The organism is Microbacterium phoenicis, from assembly GCF_047302325.1.
In the GTDB taxonomy this organism is placed as follows: Bacteria; Actinomycetota; Actinomycetes; order Actinomycetales; family Microbacteriaceae; genus Microbacterium.
Genome location: NZ_CP154849.1, coordinates 2,921,614 through 2,942,436 on the forward strand (window position 1 = coordinate 2,921,614; position 20,823 = coordinate 2,942,436).

At 68.6% G+C, this 20,823-nt stretch carries 19 protein-coding genes; 7 read left to right on the forward strand and 12 right to left on the reverse strand.

What is annotated here, in order from left to right; translation table 11 throughout:
• The first annotated feature begins 53 nt into the window (after window positions 1-53).
• From ABCU91_RS14385 to ABCU91_RS14415, 7 genes are all read left to right on the forward strand, one after another.
• Window positions 54-1,370, forward strand: coding sequence for an ABC transporter substrate-binding protein (locus ABCU91_RS14385; protein ID WP_413354234.1), 1,317 nt, complete (start codon window positions 54-56; stop codon window positions 1,368-1,370).
• Window positions 1,371-1,383: 13 nt separating this feature from the next.
• Complete coding sequence (locus ABCU91_RS14390; RefSeq protein ID WP_091356290.1) at window positions 1,384-2,382, forward strand: carbohydrate ABC transporter permease; 999 nt, start codon at window positions 1,384-1,386, stop codon at window positions 2,380-2,382.
• A complete protein-coding gene (locus ABCU91_RS14395; RefSeq protein WP_406923500.1) occupies window positions 2,379-3,275 on the forward strand; it encodes a carbohydrate ABC transporter permease in 897 nt (298 codons plus the stop codon). The genes ABCU91_RS14390 and ABCU91_RS14395 overlap by 4 nt, the downstream gene beginning before the upstream one ends.
• Window positions 3,272-5,773: a glycoside hydrolase family 2 protein gene (locus ABCU91_RS14400; RefSeq protein ID WP_413354235.1), complete on the forward strand. Its 2,502-nt coding sequence runs from the start codon at window positions 3,272-3,274 to the stop codon at window positions 5,771-5,773. The genes ABCU91_RS14395 and ABCU91_RS14400 overlap by 4 nt, the downstream gene beginning before the upstream one ends.
• Window positions 5,770-6,735, forward strand: coding sequence for a glycoside hydrolase family 113 (locus ABCU91_RS14405; RefSeq protein ID WP_413354236.1), 966 nt, complete (start codon window positions 5,770-5,772; stop codon window positions 6,733-6,735). The genes ABCU91_RS14400 and ABCU91_RS14405 overlap by 4 nt, the downstream gene beginning before the upstream one ends.
• The gene (locus ABCU91_RS14410; RefSeq protein ID WP_413354237.1) at window positions 6,732-7,649 is read left to right on the forward strand and encodes an N-acetylglucosamine kinase; all 918 of its coding nucleotides are present in this window, start codon (window positions 6,732-6,734) and stop codon (window positions 7,647-7,649) included. The genes ABCU91_RS14405 and ABCU91_RS14410 overlap by 4 nt, the downstream gene beginning before the upstream one ends.
• 221 nt (window positions 7,650-7,870) lie before the next feature.
• Window positions 7,871-8,707 (forward strand): endonuclease domain-containing protein, encoded by an 837-nt coding sequence (locus tag ABCU91_RS14415; RefSeq protein ID WP_413354238.1) that lies wholly within the window; start codon window positions 7,871-7,873, stop codon window positions 8,705-8,707.
• A 170-nt stretch (window positions 8,708-8,877) separates the two neighbouring features.
• Here the strand turns inward: ABCU91_RS14415 and ABCU91_RS14420 are convergent, their stop codons facing one another.
• From ABCU91_RS14420 to ABCU91_RS14475, 12 genes are all read right to left on the reverse strand, one after another.
• Window positions 8,878-10,689 carry an ABC transporter ATP-binding protein gene (locus ABCU91_RS14420; RefSeq protein ID WP_413354239.1) on the reverse strand — a complete coding sequence of 604 codons (1,812 nt, stop codon included), beginning with the start codon at window positions 10,687-10,689 and terminating at the stop codon, window positions 8,878-8,880.
• Entirely contained in the window at window positions 10,686-12,506 is a 1,821-nt protein-coding gene (locus ABCU91_RS14425; RefSeq protein ID WP_413354240.1) for an ABC transporter ATP-binding protein, read from the reverse strand. The genes ABCU91_RS14420 and ABCU91_RS14425 overlap by 4 nt, the downstream gene beginning before the upstream one ends.
• Before the next feature lie 314 nt (window positions 12,507-12,820).
• Window positions 12,821-13,312, reverse strand: coding sequence for a methylated-DNA--[protein]-cysteine S-methyltransferase (locus tag ABCU91_RS14430; protein WP_413354241.1), 492 nt, complete (start codon window positions 13,310-13,312; stop codon window positions 12,821-12,823).
• Window positions 13,309-14,814, reverse strand: coding sequence for a DNA-3-methyladenine glycosylase 2 family protein (locus tag ABCU91_RS14435; RefSeq protein WP_413354242.1), 1,506 nt, complete (start codon window positions 14,812-14,814; stop codon window positions 13,309-13,311). Before ABCU91_RS14435 ends, ABCU91_RS14430 begins: the two co-directional genes overlap by 4 nt.
• Before the next feature lie 64 nt (window positions 14,815-14,878).
• Window positions 14,879-15,451 carry a hypothetical protein gene (locus tag ABCU91_RS14440; protein WP_406923491.1) on the reverse strand — a complete coding sequence of 191 codons (573 nt, stop codon included), beginning with the start codon at window positions 15,449-15,451 and terminating at the stop codon, window positions 14,879-14,881.
• A complete protein-coding gene (locus tag ABCU91_RS14445) occupies window positions 15,442-15,864 on the reverse strand; it encodes a hypothetical protein (RefSeq protein WP_413354243.1) in 423 nt (140 codons plus the stop codon). The genes ABCU91_RS14440 and ABCU91_RS14445 overlap by 10 nt, the downstream gene beginning before the upstream one ends.
• Before the next feature lie 143 nt (window positions 15,865-16,007).
• Window positions 16,008-16,463: a hypothetical protein gene (locus ABCU91_RS14450; protein ID WP_406923489.1), complete on the reverse strand. Its 456-nt coding sequence runs from the start codon at window positions 16,461-16,463 to the stop codon at window positions 16,008-16,010.
• A 43-nt stretch (window positions 16,464-16,506) separates the two neighbouring features.
• Window positions 16,507-17,790 (reverse strand): putative T7SS-secreted protein, encoded by a 1,284-nt coding sequence (locus ABCU91_RS14455; protein WP_413354244.1) that lies wholly within the window; start codon window positions 17,788-17,790, stop codon window positions 16,507-16,509.
• The gene (locus ABCU91_RS14460) at window positions 17,787-18,119 is read right to left on the reverse strand and encodes a hypothetical protein (protein ID WP_406923487.1); all 333 of its coding nucleotides are present in this window, start codon (window positions 18,117-18,119) and stop codon (window positions 17,787-17,789) included. The genes ABCU91_RS14455 and ABCU91_RS14460 overlap by 4 nt, the downstream gene beginning before the upstream one ends.
• Window positions 18,120-18,212: 93 nt before the next feature.
• Complete coding sequence (locus tag ABCU91_RS14465) at window positions 18,213-18,500, reverse strand: WXG100 family type VII secretion target (protein ID WP_083199385.1); 288 nt, start codon at window positions 18,498-18,500, stop codon at window positions 18,213-18,215.
• 973 nt (window positions 18,501-19,473) lie between these two features.
• Window positions 19,474-19,761 carry a WXG100 family type VII secretion target gene (locus ABCU91_RS14470; RefSeq protein ID WP_083199385.1) on the reverse strand — a complete coding sequence of 96 codons (288 nt, stop codon included), beginning with the start codon at window positions 19,759-19,761 and terminating at the stop codon, window positions 19,474-19,476.
• A 171-nt stretch (window positions 19,762-19,932) separates the two neighbouring features.
• Window positions 19,933-20,772 (reverse strand): hypothetical protein, encoded by an 840-nt coding sequence (locus tag ABCU91_RS14475; RefSeq protein ID WP_413354245.1) that lies wholly within the window; start codon window positions 20,770-20,772, stop codon window positions 19,933-19,935.
• Window positions 20,773-20,823 lie beyond the last annotated feature (51 nt).

Below are 20,823 nucleotides of genomic sequence, written 5' to 3' on the forward strand. Positions count from 1 at the left end.
TGCCGACCCGCACCCGAGTGGTTTCGAAGACGAACCTGACAGGAGACGCACACATGGCACGTACACGGATCGGCGTCGCGATCACGACGTTCGCCGTCGCCGGCATCGCCCTCGCCGGCTGCGCCGGCGGCGGAGCGCAATCCGCTGGCGACAACACGATCGACGGAGAGGTGGCCGGCGACATCAAGGTCGTCACCTGGCGCACCGACCTGGTCGAGGACGGCACCTTCGACAAGTACGCGAAGGAGTTCCAGAAGAAGTATCCCGACGTCAACGTGACCTTCGAGGGGATCACGGACTACGCCGGCGAGATGCTCACCCGCATGTCGACCACGAACTACGGCGACGTCATCGGCATCCCGGCGATCAAGCCCGACCAGTACGAGCAGTTCCTGGAGCCGCTCGGCGAGACCTCGTCCTTCGAGGACACGTACCGGTTCCTCCCCGCCGCGAGCTTCGACGGCACGCAGTACGGCATCGCCTTCGGCGGCAACGCCAACGGCATCGTCTACAACAAGAAGGTCTTCGACGAGGCGGGCATCACCGAACTGCCCACCGACGAAGCAGGCTGGCTCGAGACACTGCAGAAGGTCAAGGACAACACCGACGCGATCCCGATGTACACCAACTACAAGGACGGCTGGCCGCTGACGCAGGCGTTCGGGAACCTCGGCTCGATCACCCACGACCCCGACGCTCCCATCACGATGGCCGAGAACCCCGCACCGTGGACCGAGGGCACCGACACCTACGCGGTCGACTCCTTCCTCTACGACACGGTCGCGGCGGGCCTCACCGAAGAGGACCCGCTCACCACCAACTGGGAGCAGTCGAAGGTCGACCTCGGCACCGGCAAGATCGCCACGATGCCCCTCGGGTCCTGGGCCATCTCGCAGATGCAGGCGGCCGCCGAGGCGAACGGCGGTTCAGCCGACGACATCGGATACATGGCGTTCCCCGCCAACGTGGACGGCACCCAGTACGCCGTCATCGGCGGCGACTACAACCTCGCCGTGAGCAAGCACTCGAAGGCGAAGGCCGCCGCGTGGGCGTGGATCCAGTGGGTGGTCGCCGACTCCGGCTACACCGAGGCGCAGGGCATGCTCTCGCCCGTCATCGACAAGCCGCTCCCCGCCAACCTCGCCGGGTTCGAGGACTCGGGGGTCGAACTCATGGAGATCAACCCCGCTCCCGCCGGCAAGGAGGGCCTGATCAACGCGATCGCCGACGATTCGCAGATCGACCTGTACGGCCCGCTCTACCGTCAGAAGATCGTCGACATCGCCCGCGGCGCGGCCGACGGCGACAAGGACAGCTACTTCGCCGAACTCAACGAGCGCTGGGGCGCATCGGCGAAGAAGCTCGGCTGAGGACGGTTCCCCGATGGCGATCGCAGCACCCGGCTCCGCACCCGCGGATGCCCCTGCGGTCCTGTCCGCACCCGCCCGGGGGCGTCGGATGCGCGGCTCACGCCGCGCGTCCGGTGCCCCCGGCGCCGGGACGCGCCGGGCGGGACGCGGGATCGTTCAACGGCTCACGCCGTGGCTGTTCCTCTCCGGGGCGGTCGGCCTCCTCCTGCTGTTCACCTACTGGCCGGCGCTGAACCTCTTCTACTACTCGGTGACCGACTGGGACGGCATCGACCTCGAGAAGAATCTCGTCGGAATCGACAACTACATCCAGGTCTTCACCGATCCGCGCATCTTCAGCGTCTTCTGGGTGAGCCTGTACTACTTCGCCGCATCCTTCCTCCAGATGGCCATCGCGCTCTACTTCGCGGTGATCCTCAGCTTCTCGACCCGGTTCTCGAACCTCTTCCGCGGCATCCTCTTCTTCCCGTACCTGATCAACGGCGTCGCGATCGGGTTCGTCTTCCTGTACCTGTTCCAGCCCGGGGGCACCCTCGACACCGTGCTCGGATGGTTCGGCCTCGCCGACCCGCCCAAGTGGCTGGGTGACCCGGACGTCGTCAACTGGTCGCTCGCCGGAACGTCCGTCTGGCGCTACACCGGGCTGAACTTCGTGCTCTTCCTGGGCGCGATCCAGTCGATCCCCCGTGAGCTGTACGAAGCCGCGGAGTTGGACGGCGCGAACAAGTGGCAGCAGTTCTGGTCGATCATCGCCCCCGGCATCCGTCGCATCATCGGACTGTCGTTCATCCTGGCCATCGCCGGAAGCCTGTCGGTGTTCGAGGTGCCGTTCATCATGACCGGTGGCGCCAACGGCTCGGCGACGTTCGTCATTCAGACCCTGCAGACCGCGTTCTCCTTCCGTCAAGTGGGCCTCGCCTCGGCCATGGCCGTCGTCCTCCTGGCGATCGTGCTGGTCGTGACCTGGATCCAGCGACGCGTGTTCCCCGACGAGAAGGTGGACCTGACATGACCGCCACCCTGATGCCGCCGACGCGGCCCACCCCGCTCCCCCGCCGCCGTTCGGGGCGGACGCCGCTCCAGCGCCTCGGCAGCATGAGCGCCACCGCGGCCAAGTACACGAGCCTCGTGATCGCTGCGATCGTCACCCTTCTCCCACTGTCGGTGCTGCTGTTCGCATCGATGAAGAGCTCGAGCGAATACGCCGCGACGGGTCCATTCGACCCGCCGTCCAACTGGCTGAACTTCGACAACTTCGTCACCGCCTTCACGAGCGGCAAGATGCTCGAGGGCTTCATCAACACGACGATCGTGCTCGCCGTGTCCCTCGTCGGCACGATCGTGCTCGGGACGATGGCGGCCTACGCCCTCGACCGCTTCGCCTTCCGCGGCAAGAAGCTCGTCATGGGTCTGTTCCTGCTCGCGACCCTCATCCCGGGCGTGACCAGTCAGGTCGCGACGTTCCAGCTCGTGAACGGCCTCGGCCTCTACGACACGAAGGCCGCCCTGATCCTGCTCTTCATGGGCACCGACATCATCGCGATCTACCTGTTCATCCAGTTCATGCAGTCGATCCCGATCTCTCTCGACGAGGCGGCGATGATCGACGGCGCCAACCGCTGGACGATCTACTGGCGCGTCGTGCTTCCGCTGCTGCGCCCCGCGATCGCGACGGTGGTCATCATCAAGGGCATCGCGGTCTACAACGAGTTCTACGCTCCCTTCCTCTACCTGCCCTCGGAGGGCATGATCTCCACGTCCCTCTTCCGATTCAAAGGACCGTTCGGCGCGCAGTGGGAGGTGATCGCAGCCGGGACGCTCGTCGTGATCATCCCGACGCTGGTCGCCTTCCTCGTGCTGCAACGATGGATCTACCAGGGCCTCACCTCAGGAGCCGTCAAGTGACCCACCTCTCCCGCCGCCCCCTTCACGACGGGTGGACCGTCCATGCCGCCGCCGGCCCCGCACCAGAGACCCTCGAAGGCCTCACCGTGCCGGCGGCGGTGCCCGGCAGCATCCACGTCGACCTGCTGGCGGAGGGCCTCATCCCCGACCCGTTCCACGGCGACAACGAGTCGCTGCTGGCGTGGATCGGCCTCGTCGACTGGACGTACCGGACGACGTTCGCCTGGACACCCGACGGCAACGAGCGCCACGACCTCGTGTTCGAGGGACTCGACACGGTCGCCACGGTCCGCCTCAACGGCACGGTGATCGGCGAGGTCGCCAATCAGCACCGCTCCTACCGCTACGACGTGGCCGCGCTCCTGCAAGACGGTGACAACCACCTCGAGGTCGCCTTCCGCGCACCCGTCCCGCACGCGAACCAGGCGAGCCTCGAGCTCGGCGCCCGGCCGCGTCCGTATCCGCTGCCGTACGAGGCGATCCGCAAGTCCGCCTGCAGCTTCGGCTGGGACTGGGGCATCGCGACCTACACGAGCGGCATCTGGAAGCCCGCGCGCCTCGAATCCTGGTCGACGGCCCGGCTCGCCGAGACACGCGTCGTCGCGACGCCGGACGGCGACGGCGGACGGGTGTCGGTGGACGTCCGCATCGACCGGACGGATGCCGGTGGCACCCCGCTCGAGGTCCGCGCGGTCGTGCGCGGCCCAGGTCTTGACGGCGACGCGAGTGCGGTCGCCACCGTCGGCGGCGAGGACGGGCACGTCGCCGTCGAGCTGCCTTCGACACGTCGCTGGTGGCCCGTCGGACACGGCGACCAGCCGCTCTACACGGTCGAGGTCTCGCTGCACGCGCAGGGCGAGGCCGTCGATGCGACGACCCGACGGGTCGGTTTCCGGACCGTCCGCTGGGACACCGAACCGGATGCCGCGGGCACGCCGTACACGCTCGTCGTCAACGACCGGCCCGTCTTCGTGAAGGGCGTGAACTGGATCCCCGACGACGCCCTCCCCGTGCGCGTCGACCGTGACCGCTACGAGCGCCGGTTCCGCCAGGCGATCGACGCGAACGTGAACCTCATCCGAGTCTGGGGCGGCGGGCTCTACGAGTCCGACGACTTCTACGACCTCGCCGACGAACTCGGCCTGCTCGTCTGGCAGGACTTCCTCTTCGCCTGCGCGGCGTACCCCGAGGAGGAGCCGCTGCGCTCCGAGATCGAGGCCGAGGCTCGCGAGAACATCGTCCGGCTCGCCTCGCACGCGTCGCTCGCACAGCTCGTCGGCAACAACGAGAACCTCTGGGGGTTCGAGGACTGGGGCTGGAAGCTGAGCCTGGACGGCAAGAGCTGGGGCGCGACGTACTACTACGAGCTGTTCCCCGCCCTCATCGCCGAGCTCGCCCCGCACGTCCCGTACGCCCCCGGCAGCCCCTTCAGCCCGGAGACCGGCTGGGATGCGGCATCCGGTCGACAGACGGGCCCTCACCCGAACGACGAGAAGCACGGCAGCATGCATCTCTGGGAGCAGTGGAACCGCCGTGACTGGACGACGTACCGCGAGCACACTCCGCGGTTCGTCGCGGAGTTCGGCTGGCAGGCGCCGCCGGCGTGGACGACGCTCGTCGAGTCCGTCGACGACGCTCCGCTGACGCCGGAATCGCCGGGCATGATCGTGCATCAGAAGGCGATGGAGGGGAATGCGAAGCTCACGAACGGCCTGCTCCCCCACTTCCGGATGCCGGCCGACATGGAGACCTGGCACTGGGCGATGCAGCTCAACCAGGCTCTGGCCGTCGGCGCCGCGCTCGATCACTTCCGCTCGTGGGCGCCGCACACCATGGGCGCCGTCGTCTGGCAGCTCAACGACTGCTGGCCGGTCACCTCGTGGGCCGCGATCGACGGGGCCGAGCGCGTCAAGCCGCTGTTCCACGCACTGAAGAACGCCTTCGCACCCCGCGTCGCGACCGTTCAGCCGCGCGACGGCAGGCTCGTCGCCGTCCTCGGCAACGACACCGACGAGGCATGGAGCGCTCCCCTGCGCATCCGACGTGTCACGTTCGGCGGCGACGTGCTCGCCGACCGGACGGTCGAGGTGAGCGTCGAGGCCCGCGGAACGCTGGTGGCCGACATCGACGCCGACCTCGCGACGGCGACGGATGCCGCTTCCGAGGCGCTCGTGGTCGACGCCGACGCGGCGCGCGGGGTCTGGTACTTCGCCGAGCCGCGCGCGTCGACGCTCGGCGACCCCGGCCTGACCGTCTCGACGCGCACCGTCGAGGGCGGCACGGAGGTGAGCATCACGGCGGAGCGCTTCGCCCGCGACGTCTCGCTGCTCGCCGACAAGGTGCACGCCTCCGCCCAGCCGGCCGACGGCCTGCTCACGCTGCTGCCCGGCGAGACCGGACGCATCGTCGTGCGCCACGACACCGGCGTCGCGCTCGACGCGGATGCCCTCGCGCACCCGCGCGTGCTCCGCTCCGCCAACCAGCTGGTGACCGGATGAGCCTGCCCGGCGGAGCCGTCTGCGGGATGACGTGGGGGTGGACGGGCGTCCGCGGAACGTGGACGACTCCGGCAGCCGCGGCATCCCTCGACGCGATGGCCGACCACGGTGTGACCTGGACGGCGCTCGCATACGCCGCGCAGCAGGCGACCGCGTTCTCGACCGAAATCCCGTTCCGGGACGAGCCGACCGTCACCGAGGACGAGATCGTCCATGCGATACGCGCGGCGCACGACCGCGGGCTGAAGGTCTGCCTGAAACCGGTCGTCAACGTCGCCGACGGGACGTGGCGCGCTTTCATCGGCTTCTTCGACTGGGATGTGCCCGGTGAGCCGAGCTGGACGGAGTGGTTCGCCGCGTACCGCGCCTTCATCCTCGACGCGGCGCGCATCGCCGAGGCCGAGGGCTGCGCGATGCTCTGCATCGGGTGCGAGATGGTGCGCGCCGACGGGCAGGAGGCGCACTGGCGCGACCTGATCCGCGCGGTGCGGGAGGTGTACTCCGGACTCGTGACGTACAACTGCGACAAATACCAGGAGGACCGCGTCGGCTGGTGGGACGCGGTCGACGTGATCTCCTCGAGCGGCTACTACCCGATCGATCAGTGGCAGGAGAACCTCGACCGGATCGAAGCGGTGGTCGCGGCATCCGGCAAGCCGTTCGTCTTCCTCGAAGCAGGATGCCCCTCGCGCGAGAACTCGCCGATGCGACCGAACGACTGGGCTCTCGAGGGCGCGCCGTCGGGTCAGGCGCAGCTCGACTACTACCGCGTGATGTTCGACGCGTGCGCGGAGAGGTCGTGGATGTCGGGGTACTTCCTCTGGGACTGGCCCGCCGAGCTCTACGACCCGGACGCCGCCGACCGCAACGACGACTACTGTCCATATGGCAAGCCGGCGGGAGAGTTCCTGCGCGAGCGGTACCGGGCGCTGGCGGGCGCCACCACCGGAGGAGGACGATGAACGCGCGCCGAGTGCTCGCCATCGATGCGGGACAGAGCGACATCAAGGTGCGGGTCGACGACGGGAGCCGCCGCGAGGACCTGACGTTCCGCGGCATCCACACCGGCATCCCCCTTCTGCCGCAGCTCGCCGACGTCGTCCGCGAGACCCTCACGCGGACGGGCTCCGACCTCGACGTCGTGACGGCGGGGATCTCGGGACTCACCGACCGGGACGCCGACGCCGACGCACTGCTCGCGCTGATCCACTCCGACGGTGTGCGGGCGACGATGCTCGCGCACGATTCGACGACGTCGTTCCTCGGCGCGCTCGGCGACCGGCACGGTGCCGTCGTCGCGGCCGGCACCGGAGTCGTCACCCTCGCCGTCGGCGAGACCGAGACGGCGCGGGTCGACGGCTGGGGCTGGATCATGGGCGACGCCGGCAGCGGCTACTGGATCGGCCGCGCGGCACTCGATGCCGTCATGCGCGCCTACGACGGCCGGGGCCCGGCGACGATGCTCACCGATGCGGCGGTGTCGCGCTGGCCGGACCTCACGCAGGCCTACATGGCGCTGCAGGCCGACCACGATCGCGTGCGGGTGGTCGCCTCGCTCGCTCGCGAAGTCGCGGCGGCAGCGGATGCCGGGGACCAGGTCGCGATCGACATCTCTCACCGCGCCGCGCATGAACTCGCCTCGTCCGCCCAGACCTCGGTCCGCCGCGTGCGCACCGACGAGCCGGTGTTCGACGTGTGCGCGATCGGCGGGGTCTTCGCCTCGCGCACACTGCACGATGCCTTCGAGACGGAGCTCGGCGAGGACCTCCGCCTCGTCTCGCCCCGCGGCGTCGGTATCGACGGTGCCCTCGCCCTCGCGGAGATCACCCCCGCGCACCCGCTCGGCGCAGCCGTCCACCGAGCTGGCGCGATCTGACCCCGGCGCCCTCCTCGGCATCCCTTCGTCGCCTCCGGATTCGGAGTTTCGCCTCGGATTCGGATCGGGCCACCAGGACTGATCCGAATCCGAGGCTACGGTCCGAATCCAGGCCCCCGCGCAGCGGCCGAGCCTTCTACACAGGGCGGTCGAGCACCCGTTCCTTCGCCCTGAGCGGCGCTGACGCGAAAGCGGGTCCCGTGCCCGGTCATCCTGACGCGATGGACTACCGCGCTTTCGTCGACGCGCGAGCAGGGATCGTGCACCGCGCGACGATCCTCGCCGCGGGAGGAACGGCACACGGCTTGCAGCGAGCCTGCTCCACCGGAGAAGTGGAACGCATCCGTCGCTACTGGATCGCGACGCCGGGCGCTCCGGCCGATCTGCGGACGGCCGCGGCGGCCACAGCACGGATCGCGTGCGTGTCGGCCGCTCAGCGACGCGGTTGGTGGATGCCGCCCACCACCGACACCGGGCTCCACCTCCATGTGCGCCCGCACGCAGAGCGGCCGCGCGGGGACCATGTCCTCCACTGGACTCGCCCGCTCGTCCCCGTCGCCCGAACGTCCCTCATCGAGTCGACGCACGACACACTCGATCACATCGCGGCGTGCGTCGATGCCGAGACCGCAGCCGTCCTGTGGGAATCCGCCTGTCGCACCGAACGCTTCACACCGGCCGACCTGAGACGCGTGCGGTGGCGGTCGGCATCCGCCCGCGAAATCTGCGAGCTGATCACAGGACTCCACGACTCGGGTCTCGAGACGATCTTCGCGGTGAGGATGCGGGATGGCGGCGTCGCGGTGCGATTCCAGCAGATTGTCGCCGGGCATCGGGTCGATGCGTTGATCGGAGAGCGACTCATCGTGCAACTCGACGGATTCGCGTTCCATTCGACGGCCGCCGATCGCACCCGCGACGCCGCCCACGATCGCGAACTCCTGGCACGCGGTTACACGGTCCTGCGCTTCACCTACTCGGAGGTCTTACATCGCTGGGACATCGTGGAGCGCTCCATCGCTCGCGCGATCGCTCAGGGTGTCCATCTCGACGGGTGAGGCGCGCCATCGCCCTCTCGGATTCGGAGTCTTGCTTCGGATTCGGATCGAACCCCCGGTCTGATCCGAATCCGACGCCGCGATCCGAATCCGGGGTACACCCAAGTCGAACGACGGATGCCGAGGCCCCGACATCGGGCCCCGGCATCCGTCTGCGCGTCAGCGCCGCGTCAGACCAGCGATTCGCGCCAGGCGCGGTGCAGCTGGGCGAACTTACCCGTGCCCGCGATGAGCGCGTCGGGGGTGTCGTCCTCGATGATGCGCCCGTGCTCCATCACCAGCACGCGGTCGGCGATCGCGACCGTCGACAGGCGGTGCGCGATGATGATCGCCGTACGGTCGGCGAGCAGGGTGCCGAGGGCCTCCTGGATCTGACGCTCGCTCGGGATGTCGAGCGACGCCGTCGCCTCGTCGAGGATCAGCACGGCGGGGTCGGCGAGGAAGGCGCGCGCGAACGAGATCAGCTGACGCTGTCCCGCCGACACGCGGCCGCCGCGCTTGTTGACGTCGGTGCCGTATCCGTCCGGGAGTCTCTCGATGAAGGTGTGCGCGCCGACGGCGCGCGCCGCCGCCTCGATCTCGTCCATCGTCGCGTCGGGCTTGCCGAGCGCGATGTTGTCGGCAACGGTCCCGCTGAACAGGTACGCCTCCTGCGTGACCATGACGATGGCTCGGCGCAGGTCCTTCGGGTGCAGCTCCCGCAGGTCGACGCCGTCGAGCGTCACCGCGCCCTTCGTCGGGTCGTAGAAGCGCGCGACCAGCTTGGCGAGCGTCGACTTGCCGGCACCCGTCGTGCCGACGAGGGCGATCGTCTGACCGGCCGGGATGTCGAGCCGGAAGTCGGGCAGGATCGTCTTCGTCTCGGAATACCCGAAGGTCACGTCATCGAAGCGCAGGTGACCGGTCGCCTCGCGCAGGTCGACGGGCTTCGCGGGGTCGGGGACGGTCGGCGACTCCTCGAGGACGCCCGACACCTTCTCGAGCGCGGCCGTAGCGGACTGGTAGGAGTTCAGGAAGAACGCCACCTCCTGCATGGGGGCGAAGAAGTTCCGCACGTACAGGACGGCCGACAGCAGGAAGCCGAGCTCGAGCGCCCCGCTCACCACGCGCAGACCGCCCCAGAGCAGGACCGCCGCGAGGGCGAAGGATGCCAGGGCCATCATCGCGGGCTCGAAGGTGCCGAACAGGCGGATCGAACGCATGTTGATGTCGCGGTAGTCGCTCGCGAGACCGCCGAATTCGCGGTCGTTCGCGGGCTCCTTGCGGAACGCCTTGACGGCGCGGACACCCGTCATCGTCTCGACGAACTTGACGATCACCTTCGCGCTCACGACGCGGGACTCGCGGTACACGACCTGCGAGCGCAGGTAGAACCAGCGCATGAGGAAGAACAGCGGGATGCCCATGAAGGCGAGCACCAGACCCGACTGCCAGTCGAGCAGGATCAGCGCGACGAGGGTGAACCCGCCGTAGAGCAGGCCCGACACGAGCTCGTTCAGGCCGCCGTCGAGCAACTCGCGGATCGTGTCGAGGTCACTCGTCTGACGCGAGATGATGCGGCCCGACGTGTACGACTCGTGGAACTCGAGGCTGAGCTTCTGCGTGTGCAGGAAGATCCGCTTGCGGAGGTCCAGCATGACCGCCTGGGTCAGGCGTGCGACGACCACGGCGTACCAGCCGATGAGCGCGGCGCCGCCGATCGCGGTGATCAGGAAGATGATGACGACGACGATCGTCGGCATCCAGTCGGCTTCCTTCTGGACCGCCGGGAGCGCGTTCGCGATGCCCCAGCCGACCAGGGCGGGACCGGCGACGCGGAGGACGGTCGAGATGACGAGCACGATCCCCGCGAGGACGAGCTGCATCTTCAACGGCGTGACGAGCGACCCGAGCAGTCGCAGCGAGCGACGCCGGATCTGCCGGCTCTCCTCGCGGGTGTAATCGGAGCGGTCTTCCCCGCTGGTGCCCGTGACGGTGCTCACAGGGACACCTCCCTCTTCTGCTGACGTTCCTGCTCGTCCTCGAGGCTCGAGATGACGTGCCGGTAGTGCTCACTGGTGCGCAGGAGCTCGGAGTGCGTGCCGACGGCGGTGACGCGGCCCTCCTCGAGGAGCGCGACGCGATCGGCGAGCGTGACGGTGGAGGGCCGGTGCGCGACGACGAGTGCCGTCGTCTCGGCCAGGACCACCCGGAGGGCGTCTTCGACGAGCGCCTCGGTGTCGACGTCGAGCGCCGACAGCGGGTCGTCGAGGACGAGGACGGCGGGACGTGCCGCGACGGCGCGAGCGAGCGCGAGACGCTGACGCTGACCGCCCGAGAGGCTGAGCCCCTCCTCGCCGATGACGGTGTCGACGCCGCCCGGCAGGTCGTCGACGAACGCGGCCTGCGCGACCTGGAGGGCCTCGCGGAGCACACGCTCCCCCTCGGCGCTCTGCGGGTCGAGGTCCTCTCGGCCGAGCAGGACGTTCTCGCGCACGGTCTGCGAGAACAGCGTCGCGTCCTCGAAGGCCATGCCGATGTGACGGCGCAGCTCGGTCAGCGGCAGGTCGCGGACGTCGACGCCGTCGAGCAGCACGCGACCGCCAGTGACGTCGTACAGGCGACCGGGCAGAGTCGTCAGCGTCGTCTTGCCCGAGCCCGTCAGACCGACGAGGGCCATGGTCTCGCCCGGTCGCAGCGACAGGTCGATGCCGTCGAGCAGGTCGCGCTCGGTGGCCGCGGCATCCTGGTACCGGAACCGCGCCCCCTCGAAGACGAGCTCGCCGCGGGGCTCCGCGATCGAGACGGGGTTCTCGGGGTCGACGATCGTGTTCTGCTCGTCGAACACCTCGAAGATGCGGTCCGTCGCGGTGCGCGCGTCGACGAGGAACGAGAACAGGAACCCGATCGACTCGACGGGCCAGCGGAGGATCGTCGCCATCGCGAAGAACGCGATGAGCGCCGCGGTGTCGATCTCGCCGACCGAGACGAGGTAGATGCCCGCGCCCAAGCACAGCGCGAAGGCGATGTCGGGCAGCAGGACGAGCCAGAACCAGATCCAGCCGACCGCCTTGGCCTTGCTGATCTCGGTCTCGCGCAGCGTCTCGGCCTGACGGGTGAACTTGCGCAGCGCATGGCTGCCGCGGCCGAACGCCTTGAGGACGCGGATGCCGTGCACCGACTCCTCGACGGCCGTCGCCAGGTCGCCGGCCTGATCCTGGCTCTGCCGCGACAGCATGCCGTAGCGGTTCTCGAACACGAAGCCCGCGATCCACAGGGGTGCCGAGACGACCACGAAGATCGTGCCGAGCAGCCAGTGCCAGCTGAACAGGATCGCCGAGCCGACGACGATCGTGATCATGTTCACGACGAGCAGCACGACGCCGAACGCCATCCACCGGCGGATGAGGCCGATGTCCTGCATCATGCGGCTGAGGAGCTGCCCCGACTGCCAGCGGTCGTGGAAGGCGACCGGCAGGCGCTGCAGTCGGCCGTAGAAGTCGGTGCGCAGTTCGTACTCGACGGCGGTGGCGGGAGCGAGCACGAACCAGCGGCGCGCCCACACCATGAGCGCTTCGAGCAGGCCGAGCAGCAGCACGGCGCCGCCGCCGAGCGCGATCAGCCACGGGTCACCGGAGGCGATCGGGCCGTTCGTGCCGACGATCTGCTCGAGGACGAGGGGGATGGACAGGCCCAGCAGACTCGCGATGAGCGCGCTGAGGGCGCCGAGCCCGAGACGCGGGAGAACGGGCTTCGCGAAGGGGATCAGGCGGGCGAGGGAGCGGGCGGTGGACAGACGGGGATGCGTCGAGGAGGTCATGATCCTGCACAGGAGAGGAGCGGATGCCGGGCGGCGAGAAGCGCAGCGAGGCGCGGACGATCAGGGTCGCGGGGACCCGTCGAGGGAGAACAGAGAGGGGCGCGGGAAGCTTCCGCGCGAGTCAGACCTTCGGTGTCATCCCTGACGGACGGGGCGTCCGGCGACGAGGAAGGCGGCGGACTTCGTGTAGACGATCTCCGGGGACATGGCTTCCTCCTTGATGGGGCCGGACAGGGCGCCCGCATCGTGCGGGAGCCCTCCAGGATATCCCTGTGATTTCGCTGTAAGCAAGCGCTTACTCGAAAAAAACCGGGTCAGATGACGGCTTCGCGCTCCAGCAGTCGCATCTTGACGTCGAGGCCCCAGGCGAAACCGCCGAGGGCTCCCCCGGTGCGCAGCACGCGATGGCAGGGGACGAAAAGCGCAGGGGCGTTGCGGGCGCAGATGGATGCCGCGGCCCGGACGGCGGCCGGCGACCCGAGATGGGCCGCGAACTCGGCGTACGTGAGGGGACGACCCGCCGGGATCCCGCGCAGCGCGCTCCATCCCGCGAGCTGCATCGCCGTGCCGTGTTGGCTGACGGGCACGTCGTCGATCGCGGCGAGGTCGCCGTCGTAGTAGGCGGCGACGGCGTCCGCGGAGCCGACTCGACCGGTCGTCACGTCGGCGGGCACGCGACCCGGACGCAGGCGTCCGAGGATCGCGTCGGCATCCGCCGTCCACCCCGAGGCGAGGACGCGACCGTCCTCTTCGAGGACGGTGAAGGCGCCGTCGGGGGTGTCGAGGGTCTGCAGGATCGCGCTCATCGGTCGTCCTTCCGGGGTGAGGGTTCAGGGGTCACCGCACGCCATGCCTGCGTGACGGGCGCGGCGTACCAGAGGTGCGCCATCAGGTAGCTGCGCCAGGGTGCGACCCGGGTCGACCACGCGGTGAGTCCGGTGGCGTCGGACGGGATGCCGGCCGCCGCCGCTCCCGCCCGGGCTGCCACGTCGCCCGGAAGCAGGACGTCCGGGTCGCCGAGAACCCGCATCCGCACGTAGTCGGCCGTCCAGGGGCCGATACCGGGAAGTGCAAGGAGCTTTCCACGCTGTTCGAGGGTGTCGTCTCCCGGACTCAGCCGGAGGGACCCCTCGGCGAGCGCCCCCGCCGCGTGGATGATAGCGCGGATGCGAGCCCCGGGGCCGCGCAGCACCTCGGCGCCGCGTTCGGCGATGACGGCGGGCGTCGGGAAGAGGAACGACGGCCCCGAGGGCGAGTCGACGGGCTCCCCGAGCGCAGCGGCCAGCCGTCCCATGACCGTCCGCGCAGACGCGACGCTGATCTGCTGACCGATCATCGCCCGGATGAGCATCTCGTCGGCATCCATCGCCGCAGGCAGCCTCACACCCGGGATGCGGGCGACGAGTGGCTTCAGTTCGGGATGCCGCGACAGCCCCGCGTCGATCGCCGCCGGGTCGGCATCGAGATCGAACAGGCGACGCACCCGGGAGATGAGCGGGGCGAGGTCGCGGAGCGAGGTCAGCTCGGCGCGCAGGCGCAGCGGGCCGGCGGCATCCTGTCTCACCTCGAACCAAGCGGGACCGCCGTCGAGGCGGATCGTGCGCGCGAAGGATGCCGCGTCGCCGGTCTCGACGCCCGGGATCGCGTGCGCCCGCATCCACCCGAACAGCCCCACCGCGTCGAACGGTTCTCGGACGGGGAGGACGAGGTCGATGCGACCCGGCATCGCCGACGTGCCCCCGCGGCGACGCGCACGCAGCTCGGTCGGCGACAGGGCGAAGACCTCGGTCATCGTGTCGTTGAACTGACGGATGCTGCCGAACCCCGCCGCGAAGGCGACATCGGGCATCGACAGGTCGGTGTCGACGAGGAGAGTGCGCGCCGTATGCGCGCGGTGGGCGCGCGCGAGGGCGAGGGGCCCGGCGCCGAGCTCCGCGGTCAGCAGACGGGTGAGGTGTCGGTCCGAGTACCCGAGCCGTTCGGCCAAGCCGGGGACGCCGTCGCGGTCGACCACGCCGTCCGCGATGAGGCGCATCGCTCTCCCCGCGACGTCGCCGCGCAGATTCCACTGCGGAGAGCCGGGCGTCGCTTCGGGGAGGCACCGCTTGCATGCCCGGAACCCCGCTTCGTGCGCGGCGGCACTCGTCGGGAAGAAGCTGACGTTGGCTGCCTTCGGCGTCCGCGCCGGGCAGCTCGGACGACAGTAGATGCCGGTCGAATGCACCGCAGTGACGAATTGGCCGTCGAAGCGAGCGTCGCGCGCGTCGATCGCGCGGTACCGCTCATCGAAGGTCATCGCGATCGTCATGACCTCAGCCTGGCACGTCCCCCCGACATGATCTCGCGGGAATCGGACACGGCAGACGACGCCGTCAGACTCCGGCGCCGAAACGAATCGAGCGGAAGATCTCCTGCAACTCCGACTGCACGGCCTCGAGGAGGAGTGGGTCCTCCGTCAGGAAGTCGAGCAGGTAGACCAGCCCGTCCCGCACGCCGATCTGTCGCACGGAAGCGACGGTGGCGCCATCGATCTCAGCGACGATCACTGCCTCGATGGCGTGGTCGAAGGCGGTGTCGGTCCATACTCGCCAGGTCTGCACACGACCCCCGATGCCCGCTCGCACCATGTCCATCAGGCCCTCGGCCGAGTCGACGTCGGATTCCGTGACGTACAGGTGAGCCACGATGGTCGGGCCGCCTATTCCTTCGACGCGCCAGAAACGCTCGAGCGCTCCCGGCAGCGGGGAGGGCATCGCCTGCAGGGCTTCCGCTGCCTCGCGCACACCCGAACGCACCTCCTGCGGTGCGTCGAGCCCTTCGAGAAGGCTGTCGGCCACTTCGGTCGCCCACGCAGTCGGGTCATCGAACGACTGCCACGGGAAGCCCGTCGGAATCGGAATCCAGGTCGCCGGGAGCGACAGCGCGTATCCGGAGGTCACCGCCATCTGAACGTCTCCATGATCGAGTCCACGAGTTCGGTCGCGCCGTCGATGAGCGCGGGATCCGCGCCGTCCGGATACGGGACGGCGGCGGTGAAGACGAGGCCTCGTCGCCCATCCGCATCGGGCACGGCGAAGCCGTAGCCGATTGTCCGCGTGGTGATCCCGGCGGTGTCCCCGTCGCCGCCCTTCTCGCCTTGCCAGCGGAGGATGGGGCCGATGGCGGAGTCGATGGAATCGACGGGCGCACGCGTCAGCGCCTGGACGCCGTCCGCGAAAACCACCCCGGCCGGCGCGACATGTTGACGGACGGCAAGCGAGATCGGCAAGTGGGCAAGGCCATCGACCTCCCGGTCCGCGAGATAGATGCTGTGGGTCCCCGACTGCTCGAGCTCCTTCCACCGTCCGGCGGCCAGCATCCTCATCCTGACGTCGAGCTCGGGGTTGGCGACCTCCTTCATGCGCGCGGCGAGTCGCGACGTGAATTGCTTTCGTCCTTCATCATCCACGCGGTAGCGGGACCACCCGGGCGGGAGCATGATGTGAAACCCCGACAACTGGGTCATGCGTCTGCGCCTCGGCGACGACGACTCTTCGCTGTCGACGCAGCCACGCCGACGAGCAGCACGACGAGTGCGGCGGTGTAGACGACTGCTGCCACCCACTGCTGGCCGAAAACGGTGTCACCCGACCGGGTCCCCCCATCGGGGACGAGGAGGGAGAAACCGAAGGCACTGACCATGGCCGCCGCGGTCGGACCCAACAGACCCCGCTGCCCGAGCTCGTCACCGGCTCGCGCGCTGACAGCGACGATCAGGGCGAGCACCGCGGAGATCGCGGCGAGGCCGACCAGGAGTGCCGTCGGCATGGGGAAGAGCGGGTACGGGATGACGGGGTCCCACTTGGTGTCCATCGATGCGCTCACCTGACCGCCCGACAGCAGAAGCGACCCGATGAGGTAGACCACCAGCGCGATCGGTGGGATGACGGTGATCACCACATAGAGCGTTCGGGTCACGGAGTGCGCGTTGCGTGAGGAAGCGGTCGGCTGTGGCACGGCGTCAGCCTACGCGGATGTCTCGGAGACCAGGGATCTCCGGCTGCGCATCGGCGAGTCCGAGGATGTCGACGGTACTGAAACCTCCGAAGGAGATGATGTTCGCGCCCTGACGGAGCCCCCCGGGCAGGGAGGAGACCGTCGAGGAGATGAACTGCTGCACCCCCGGATTCGTCGCCCAGGGACTGTTGCGCATGGTGTTCAGGAACGTCGACACCTGGGCGGTCTCCGCGCTGCCCAGACGAATGGCCGTGAGCGGATTCGTCAGCATGCTCGGCGACGGGAGAGCCAGCCACGAGCGCACCGGAGCGAAGAGCGACTGAGCGGGCGTCGCCCACGTCGTGGGACGCAGCAAGGAGAAACGGGGCAACCCGGCGCGGATGGCCGTCGTCACGGCTCCGCGCCCACCCTGGACGACGGTTCCGAGCGTGGGGACGCCCCGCGCCAGCAGCTTGCCCACTCCGAAGGGCAGGAGCCCCACCGCGCTCCACGCGAGGTCGCTGAGGCTTGCTCGCCCGAAGGCGAACTGCAGAGCAGTGAGGAGGAAGGACGCCGCCGCGAGCGCAAAGATGACCATGCCCAGGAGTCCGGTCAGGGGCGCGCCGATGACGAGAGCAATGATGCTGAGGACGACGAGGACGATGGCGATGACGTCCAGCAGGTCGTCGACGAACTCCCAGAACCCGTCGTTGTTCCCGGCGGTGTCGATCGCGTTCTCGATGCCGTCGACCGCGTCATCGTAGGCATCCGACCACGTTCCGAACATGTCGTCGAAAGACGTCCACATCTCGTTTCGACGCGTTGTGGCCGCGGTCAGCGCCGACGCAGCGCTGTTGGCTTCTGACTCCGCCTGCGTCTGCGCCTGGGAGAGCGAATCGTCATCGGAACCCGATGCGAGGTTCGTCGCGTGCATCTCCGCCTGATCAGCCTCGGCTTTGGCGGAGACGGCCGACTGGAACTCGCGTTCCGCGGTCTCGACATCGTCGAGGTTGGATCGCAACCAGGACTGAGCGGTATGCAGGGCGTCGGCGTAGGTAGCCAACGCCGCACCGGTACCGCGGTACCGGACCGCCGCATCCGCCAGATCGCCGTGCGTCTCCTTCGCCATCTCGGCGAGCTTGTCGGTGCCCTTGCTCTTGTGCACCGAGGAGTCACCGATGTTCTTCAGTTGATCGGCTGTCGTCTCCATGGTGGTCGCGAGGGTCTTCAGATGAGTCGCCCGGGTGGAGATGTCGACAGGAGTGCCCTCGAGCGGGCGGAGCTCGTGGCCCGTGTTGGGGGATCTCATCGTGCAGCTCCCGGCGCGTTGACGTTCTGCGTCGTGGTCGATCCTTCGAGCTCGCTCGCGGTACTGGTGTCCCACTCTTCCCAGCCATCGATGATCGACGTGAGCTGGTCCTTGATGTTGGTGAGATTCTCCGTGAGCTTGCCGCGCTTGTCGCGCCACGCGACCTCGAAGTCGATCACCTGGTTCAGCAGATCGCCGCGCCCGTCGGGACGCTGGATCGCTCCCTCGAGGTCGTCATTGGCGTTGGCCGCCGCGTCGAACTCAGAGATGGACGCTGAGAGACCTTGCCTCGCCTGCGTGAGTTGCTCAAGGTCGAGCATGATGTCCATCCGATACGCCTTTCTCGTGAGGTACTGCCAGATCCCAACCGTCGCAATGGTGTGCGGGGGCGACCCGAAGGCTGCCCCCGCACAAGATCAGGTTCAGCCGCCGGCGAGCTGCTGGTCGAGGTCCTGGATTGCGCGCATCATGCCCAGCAGAGCCTCGGACATGTCATTGATGCCATCGGTCGCGGTCTTCAACCCCGTCGTCAGCTCCCCGTACCCCTCACCGAACTTGCCCGACGCGTGCTGCGTCTTGAAGTCCTCACCCAGAAGGGTGTCGACCTGCGACTTCAGCGAGTCCAACTGACCCTGAATGTCATCACGAGCCTGCGACAGCGACGACGCCACCTGCTCCATCTCTGCATAAGACGCACCGAAATCGGCCATCGTCCACACCTCCACAATCGAAGAAACCCGACCCACCCCGGGCCGACACCAAGAGTCAACCAAACACCAACCGATCGACCAATGGGGAGAGGTCCCCACTTGACAAACACCCCCCGGCTACGGCGCTGATCTGCCCGAGGTGCCATCGAGGCGCCCAACAGACCGATTCGAGCATCCCGTGCGCGAACCCATTCCGCGTCGGAGATGAGGCCGCGTTCCGCGAGGATCGTCAACGCCGCCTGCAGGTCGGTGGAGACCTGCGCCCGCTCACCAGGCGTCATCACCGCCACCGCCTTCTGCAACCTCTCCAGATCGCGACGCCAGCGGTCGGTGCCGCTGTGCGCGGGGCCTCGGGAGAGGGCGAAGTGGAGGATGCCGACGATCACATCCGCGATGAACCCTGCGAGGCCGAACGCTCCGGAAGCGGCACCCCCGGCGATGGCGAGAGTGCCGACGAAGGTCGCGACGGCGGAGGGAAGAAGGTGCAGGACACCGAGAAGCCGGTGGATGCCGGGGTCGGTTCCGAGCGATTCGCGGTTCTCTGTCACGAGGCCGTATCCACCGACGAGCGCCGCAACGGCCGCCAGGATGCCCGGCACTGCGAGGTGAGCGGTCCCGTCCGGGTCGAGGACCCACGCGACGACCATGAGGCAGGCGGTCACCGGGAAGATGAAGCTGGCGATGTGCGACAAGGTCAAGAGGCATCCCCACGCCGGCGCCGCGTCCTTCGAGAGGTCCCTCCAGGCGCCAGGCGGGGCGAAGGCGGCGAGCGAGCGACGAACACTCGGCAGGTGGTGGAGTGCGCGAGCCTCGAGCCTCCACCAGTCGAGGGGCTCCCACTCCCTTACGGCGCGCGCATAGGACGTACCGCGAAACTCGCGCCATCCGACTCGTCACGCCCCCGTCGATCCCCGATCGATAACGACAACGAGTGGGCACCGAAGCGACGCCCACTCGTTGCGATGAAAACGGTTCAGCCGCCGGCGAGCTGCTGGTCGAGGTCCTGGATCGCGCGCATCATGCCCAGCAGAGCCTCGGACATGTCGTTGATGCCATCGGTCGCGGTCTTCAACCCCGTCGTCAGCTCCCCGTACCCCTCACCGAACTTGCCCGACGCGTGCTGCGTCTTGAAGTCCTCACCCAGAAGGGTGTCGACCTGCGACTTCAGCGAGTCCAACTGACCCTGAATGTCATCACGAGCCTGCGACAGCGACGACGCCACCTGCTCCATCTCTGCATAAGACGCACCGAAATCGGCCATCGTCCACACCTCCACAATCGAAGAAACCCGACCCACCCCGGGCCGACACCAAGAGTCAACCAAACACCAACCGATCGACCAATGGGGAGAGGTCCCCACTTGACAAACACCACCCGAACCCAGAACACCCTGCACCGAGATACGGCGGTCTTCGGAGAGTCCGACGCTGCGTCATCCGCGCCGGATCATCTCCTCGAGCTCTGGTGCGTCCACGTGCCCGCAGTACGCTGCCCAGGCGACGTAGGCGAACGGGCCGAGACGTTCAGCCTGAGCTTGGACGGTGTGGCTGACGGATGCCGCATCGCGGGCGAGGATCTCCCGCCATGCGCGGCGCTCGGCTGCTCCGTACCTCAGCTGATCTGCGGCTCGGTCGGCCGACGCGACGACATCGCGAGCCTGTTCGCCTGAGTCGCCTGAGCGGGGCGGGCGAGTAGCGGGTGAGAACTCGGAGATGCGGATCCCCAGGAAGCACAGCGACACGAAGGCGGAGACCGCGGCGACCCACCATAGGACGTAAGCCGGCGCGCCACCCGCACCAAGGAGCGTCTCCCTCCGCAGCAGGGCGAAGACCGCCCCCGCGATCGCCGCGGTCGCAGCGATCACGACGCAGGTGACGGCCGGCGCGCTCCGTCGCCCAGCTGCGGGCACCGCCGTGACGGCGAGAAAGAGGTGGATGATCGCTCCCACGATCATCGTGGGAGCCGCAACAGCCATGGCGAGCGCGGGATCCTGATTGCCTTCGTTGCGCGGCGGCAGGAGCACGGTCGCCCCCGCGAACACCGCAGCGACGCCGACCACAAGCGCGGTCCACCACACGATCGATCGCGGGGCGGCCGGAGTGAGAGACGTCCGTGGATGAGAGACCGCCATCTTCGCCCGCTTGTTCGCGACACCGCAGACCTGAGTCGACCACCCTGCGCGGTCGACGTCGGGCACTCGGCGCACCGCAAGCGCGAGAATCGCTGTGATCTGCTCCGATTCCCCGACCAGGATCACCTCGCGGACGATCATGAGTCGACCTCCGACGGCGCGATCCGGGGCCGAGCGCATACGGGTTCCACC

Coding starts and splice junctions, on each gene's coding strand:
- ABCU91_RS14475 (WP_413354245.1), bottom strand. CDS start 20,772: ATGATCGTCCGCGAGGTGATCCTGGTCGGGGAATCGGAGCAGATCACA.
- ABCU91_RS14385 (WP_413354234.1), top strand. CDS start 54: ATGGCACGTACACGGATCGGCGTCGCGATCACGACGTTCGCCGTCGCC.
- ABCU91_RS14455 (WP_413354244.1), bottom strand. CDS start 17,790: ATGAGATCCCCCAACACGGGCCACGAGCTCCGCCCGCTCGAGGGCACT.
- ABCU91_RS14470 (WP_083199385.1), bottom strand. CDS start 19,761: ATGGCCGATTTCGGTGCGTCTTATGCAGAGATGGAGCAGGTGGCGTCG.
- ABCU91_RS14445 (WP_413354243.1), bottom strand. CDS start 15,864: ATGCTGGCCGCCGGACGGTGGAAGGAGCTCGAGCAGTCGGGGACCCAC.
- ABCU91_RS14410 (WP_413354237.1), top strand. CDS start 6,732: ATGAACGCGCGCCGAGTGCTCGCCATCGATGCGGGACAGAGCGACATC.
- ABCU91_RS14435 (WP_413354242.1), bottom strand. CDS start 14,814: ATGACGATCGCGATGACCTTCGATGAGCGGTACCGCGCGATCGACGCG.
- ABCU91_RS14395 (WP_406923500.1), top strand. CDS start 2,379: ATGACCGCCACCCTGATGCCGCCGACGCGGCCCACCCCGCTCCCCCGC.
- ABCU91_RS14440 (WP_406923491.1), bottom strand. CDS start 15,451: ATGGCGGTGACCTCCGGATACGCGCTGTCGCTCCCGGCGACCTGGATT.
- ABCU91_RS14460 (WP_406923487.1), bottom strand. CDS start 18,119: ATGGACATCATGCTCGACCTTGAGCAACTCACGCAGGCGAGGCAAGGT.
- ABCU91_RS14465 (WP_083199385.1), bottom strand. CDS start 18,500: ATGGCCGATTTCGGTGCGTCTTATGCAGAGATGGAGCAGGTGGCGTCG.
- ABCU91_RS14430 (WP_413354241.1), bottom strand. CDS start 13,312: ATGAGCGCGATCCTGCAGACCCTCGACACCCCCGACGGCGCCTTCACC.
- ABCU91_RS14405 (WP_413354236.1), top strand. CDS start 5,770: ATGAGCCTGCCCGGCGGAGCCGTCTGCGGGATGACGTGGGGGTGGACG.
- ABCU91_RS14390 (WP_091356290.1), top strand. CDS start 1,384: ATGGCGATCGCAGCACCCGGCTCCGCACCCGCGGATGCCCCTGCGGTC.
- ABCU91_RS14425 (WP_413354240.1), bottom strand. CDS start 12,506: ATGACCTCCTCGACGCATCCCCGTCTGTCCACCGCCCGCTCCCTCGCC.
- ABCU91_RS14415 (WP_413354238.1), top strand. CDS start 7,871: ATGGACTACCGCGCTTTCGTCGACGCGCGAGCAGGGATCGTGCACCGC.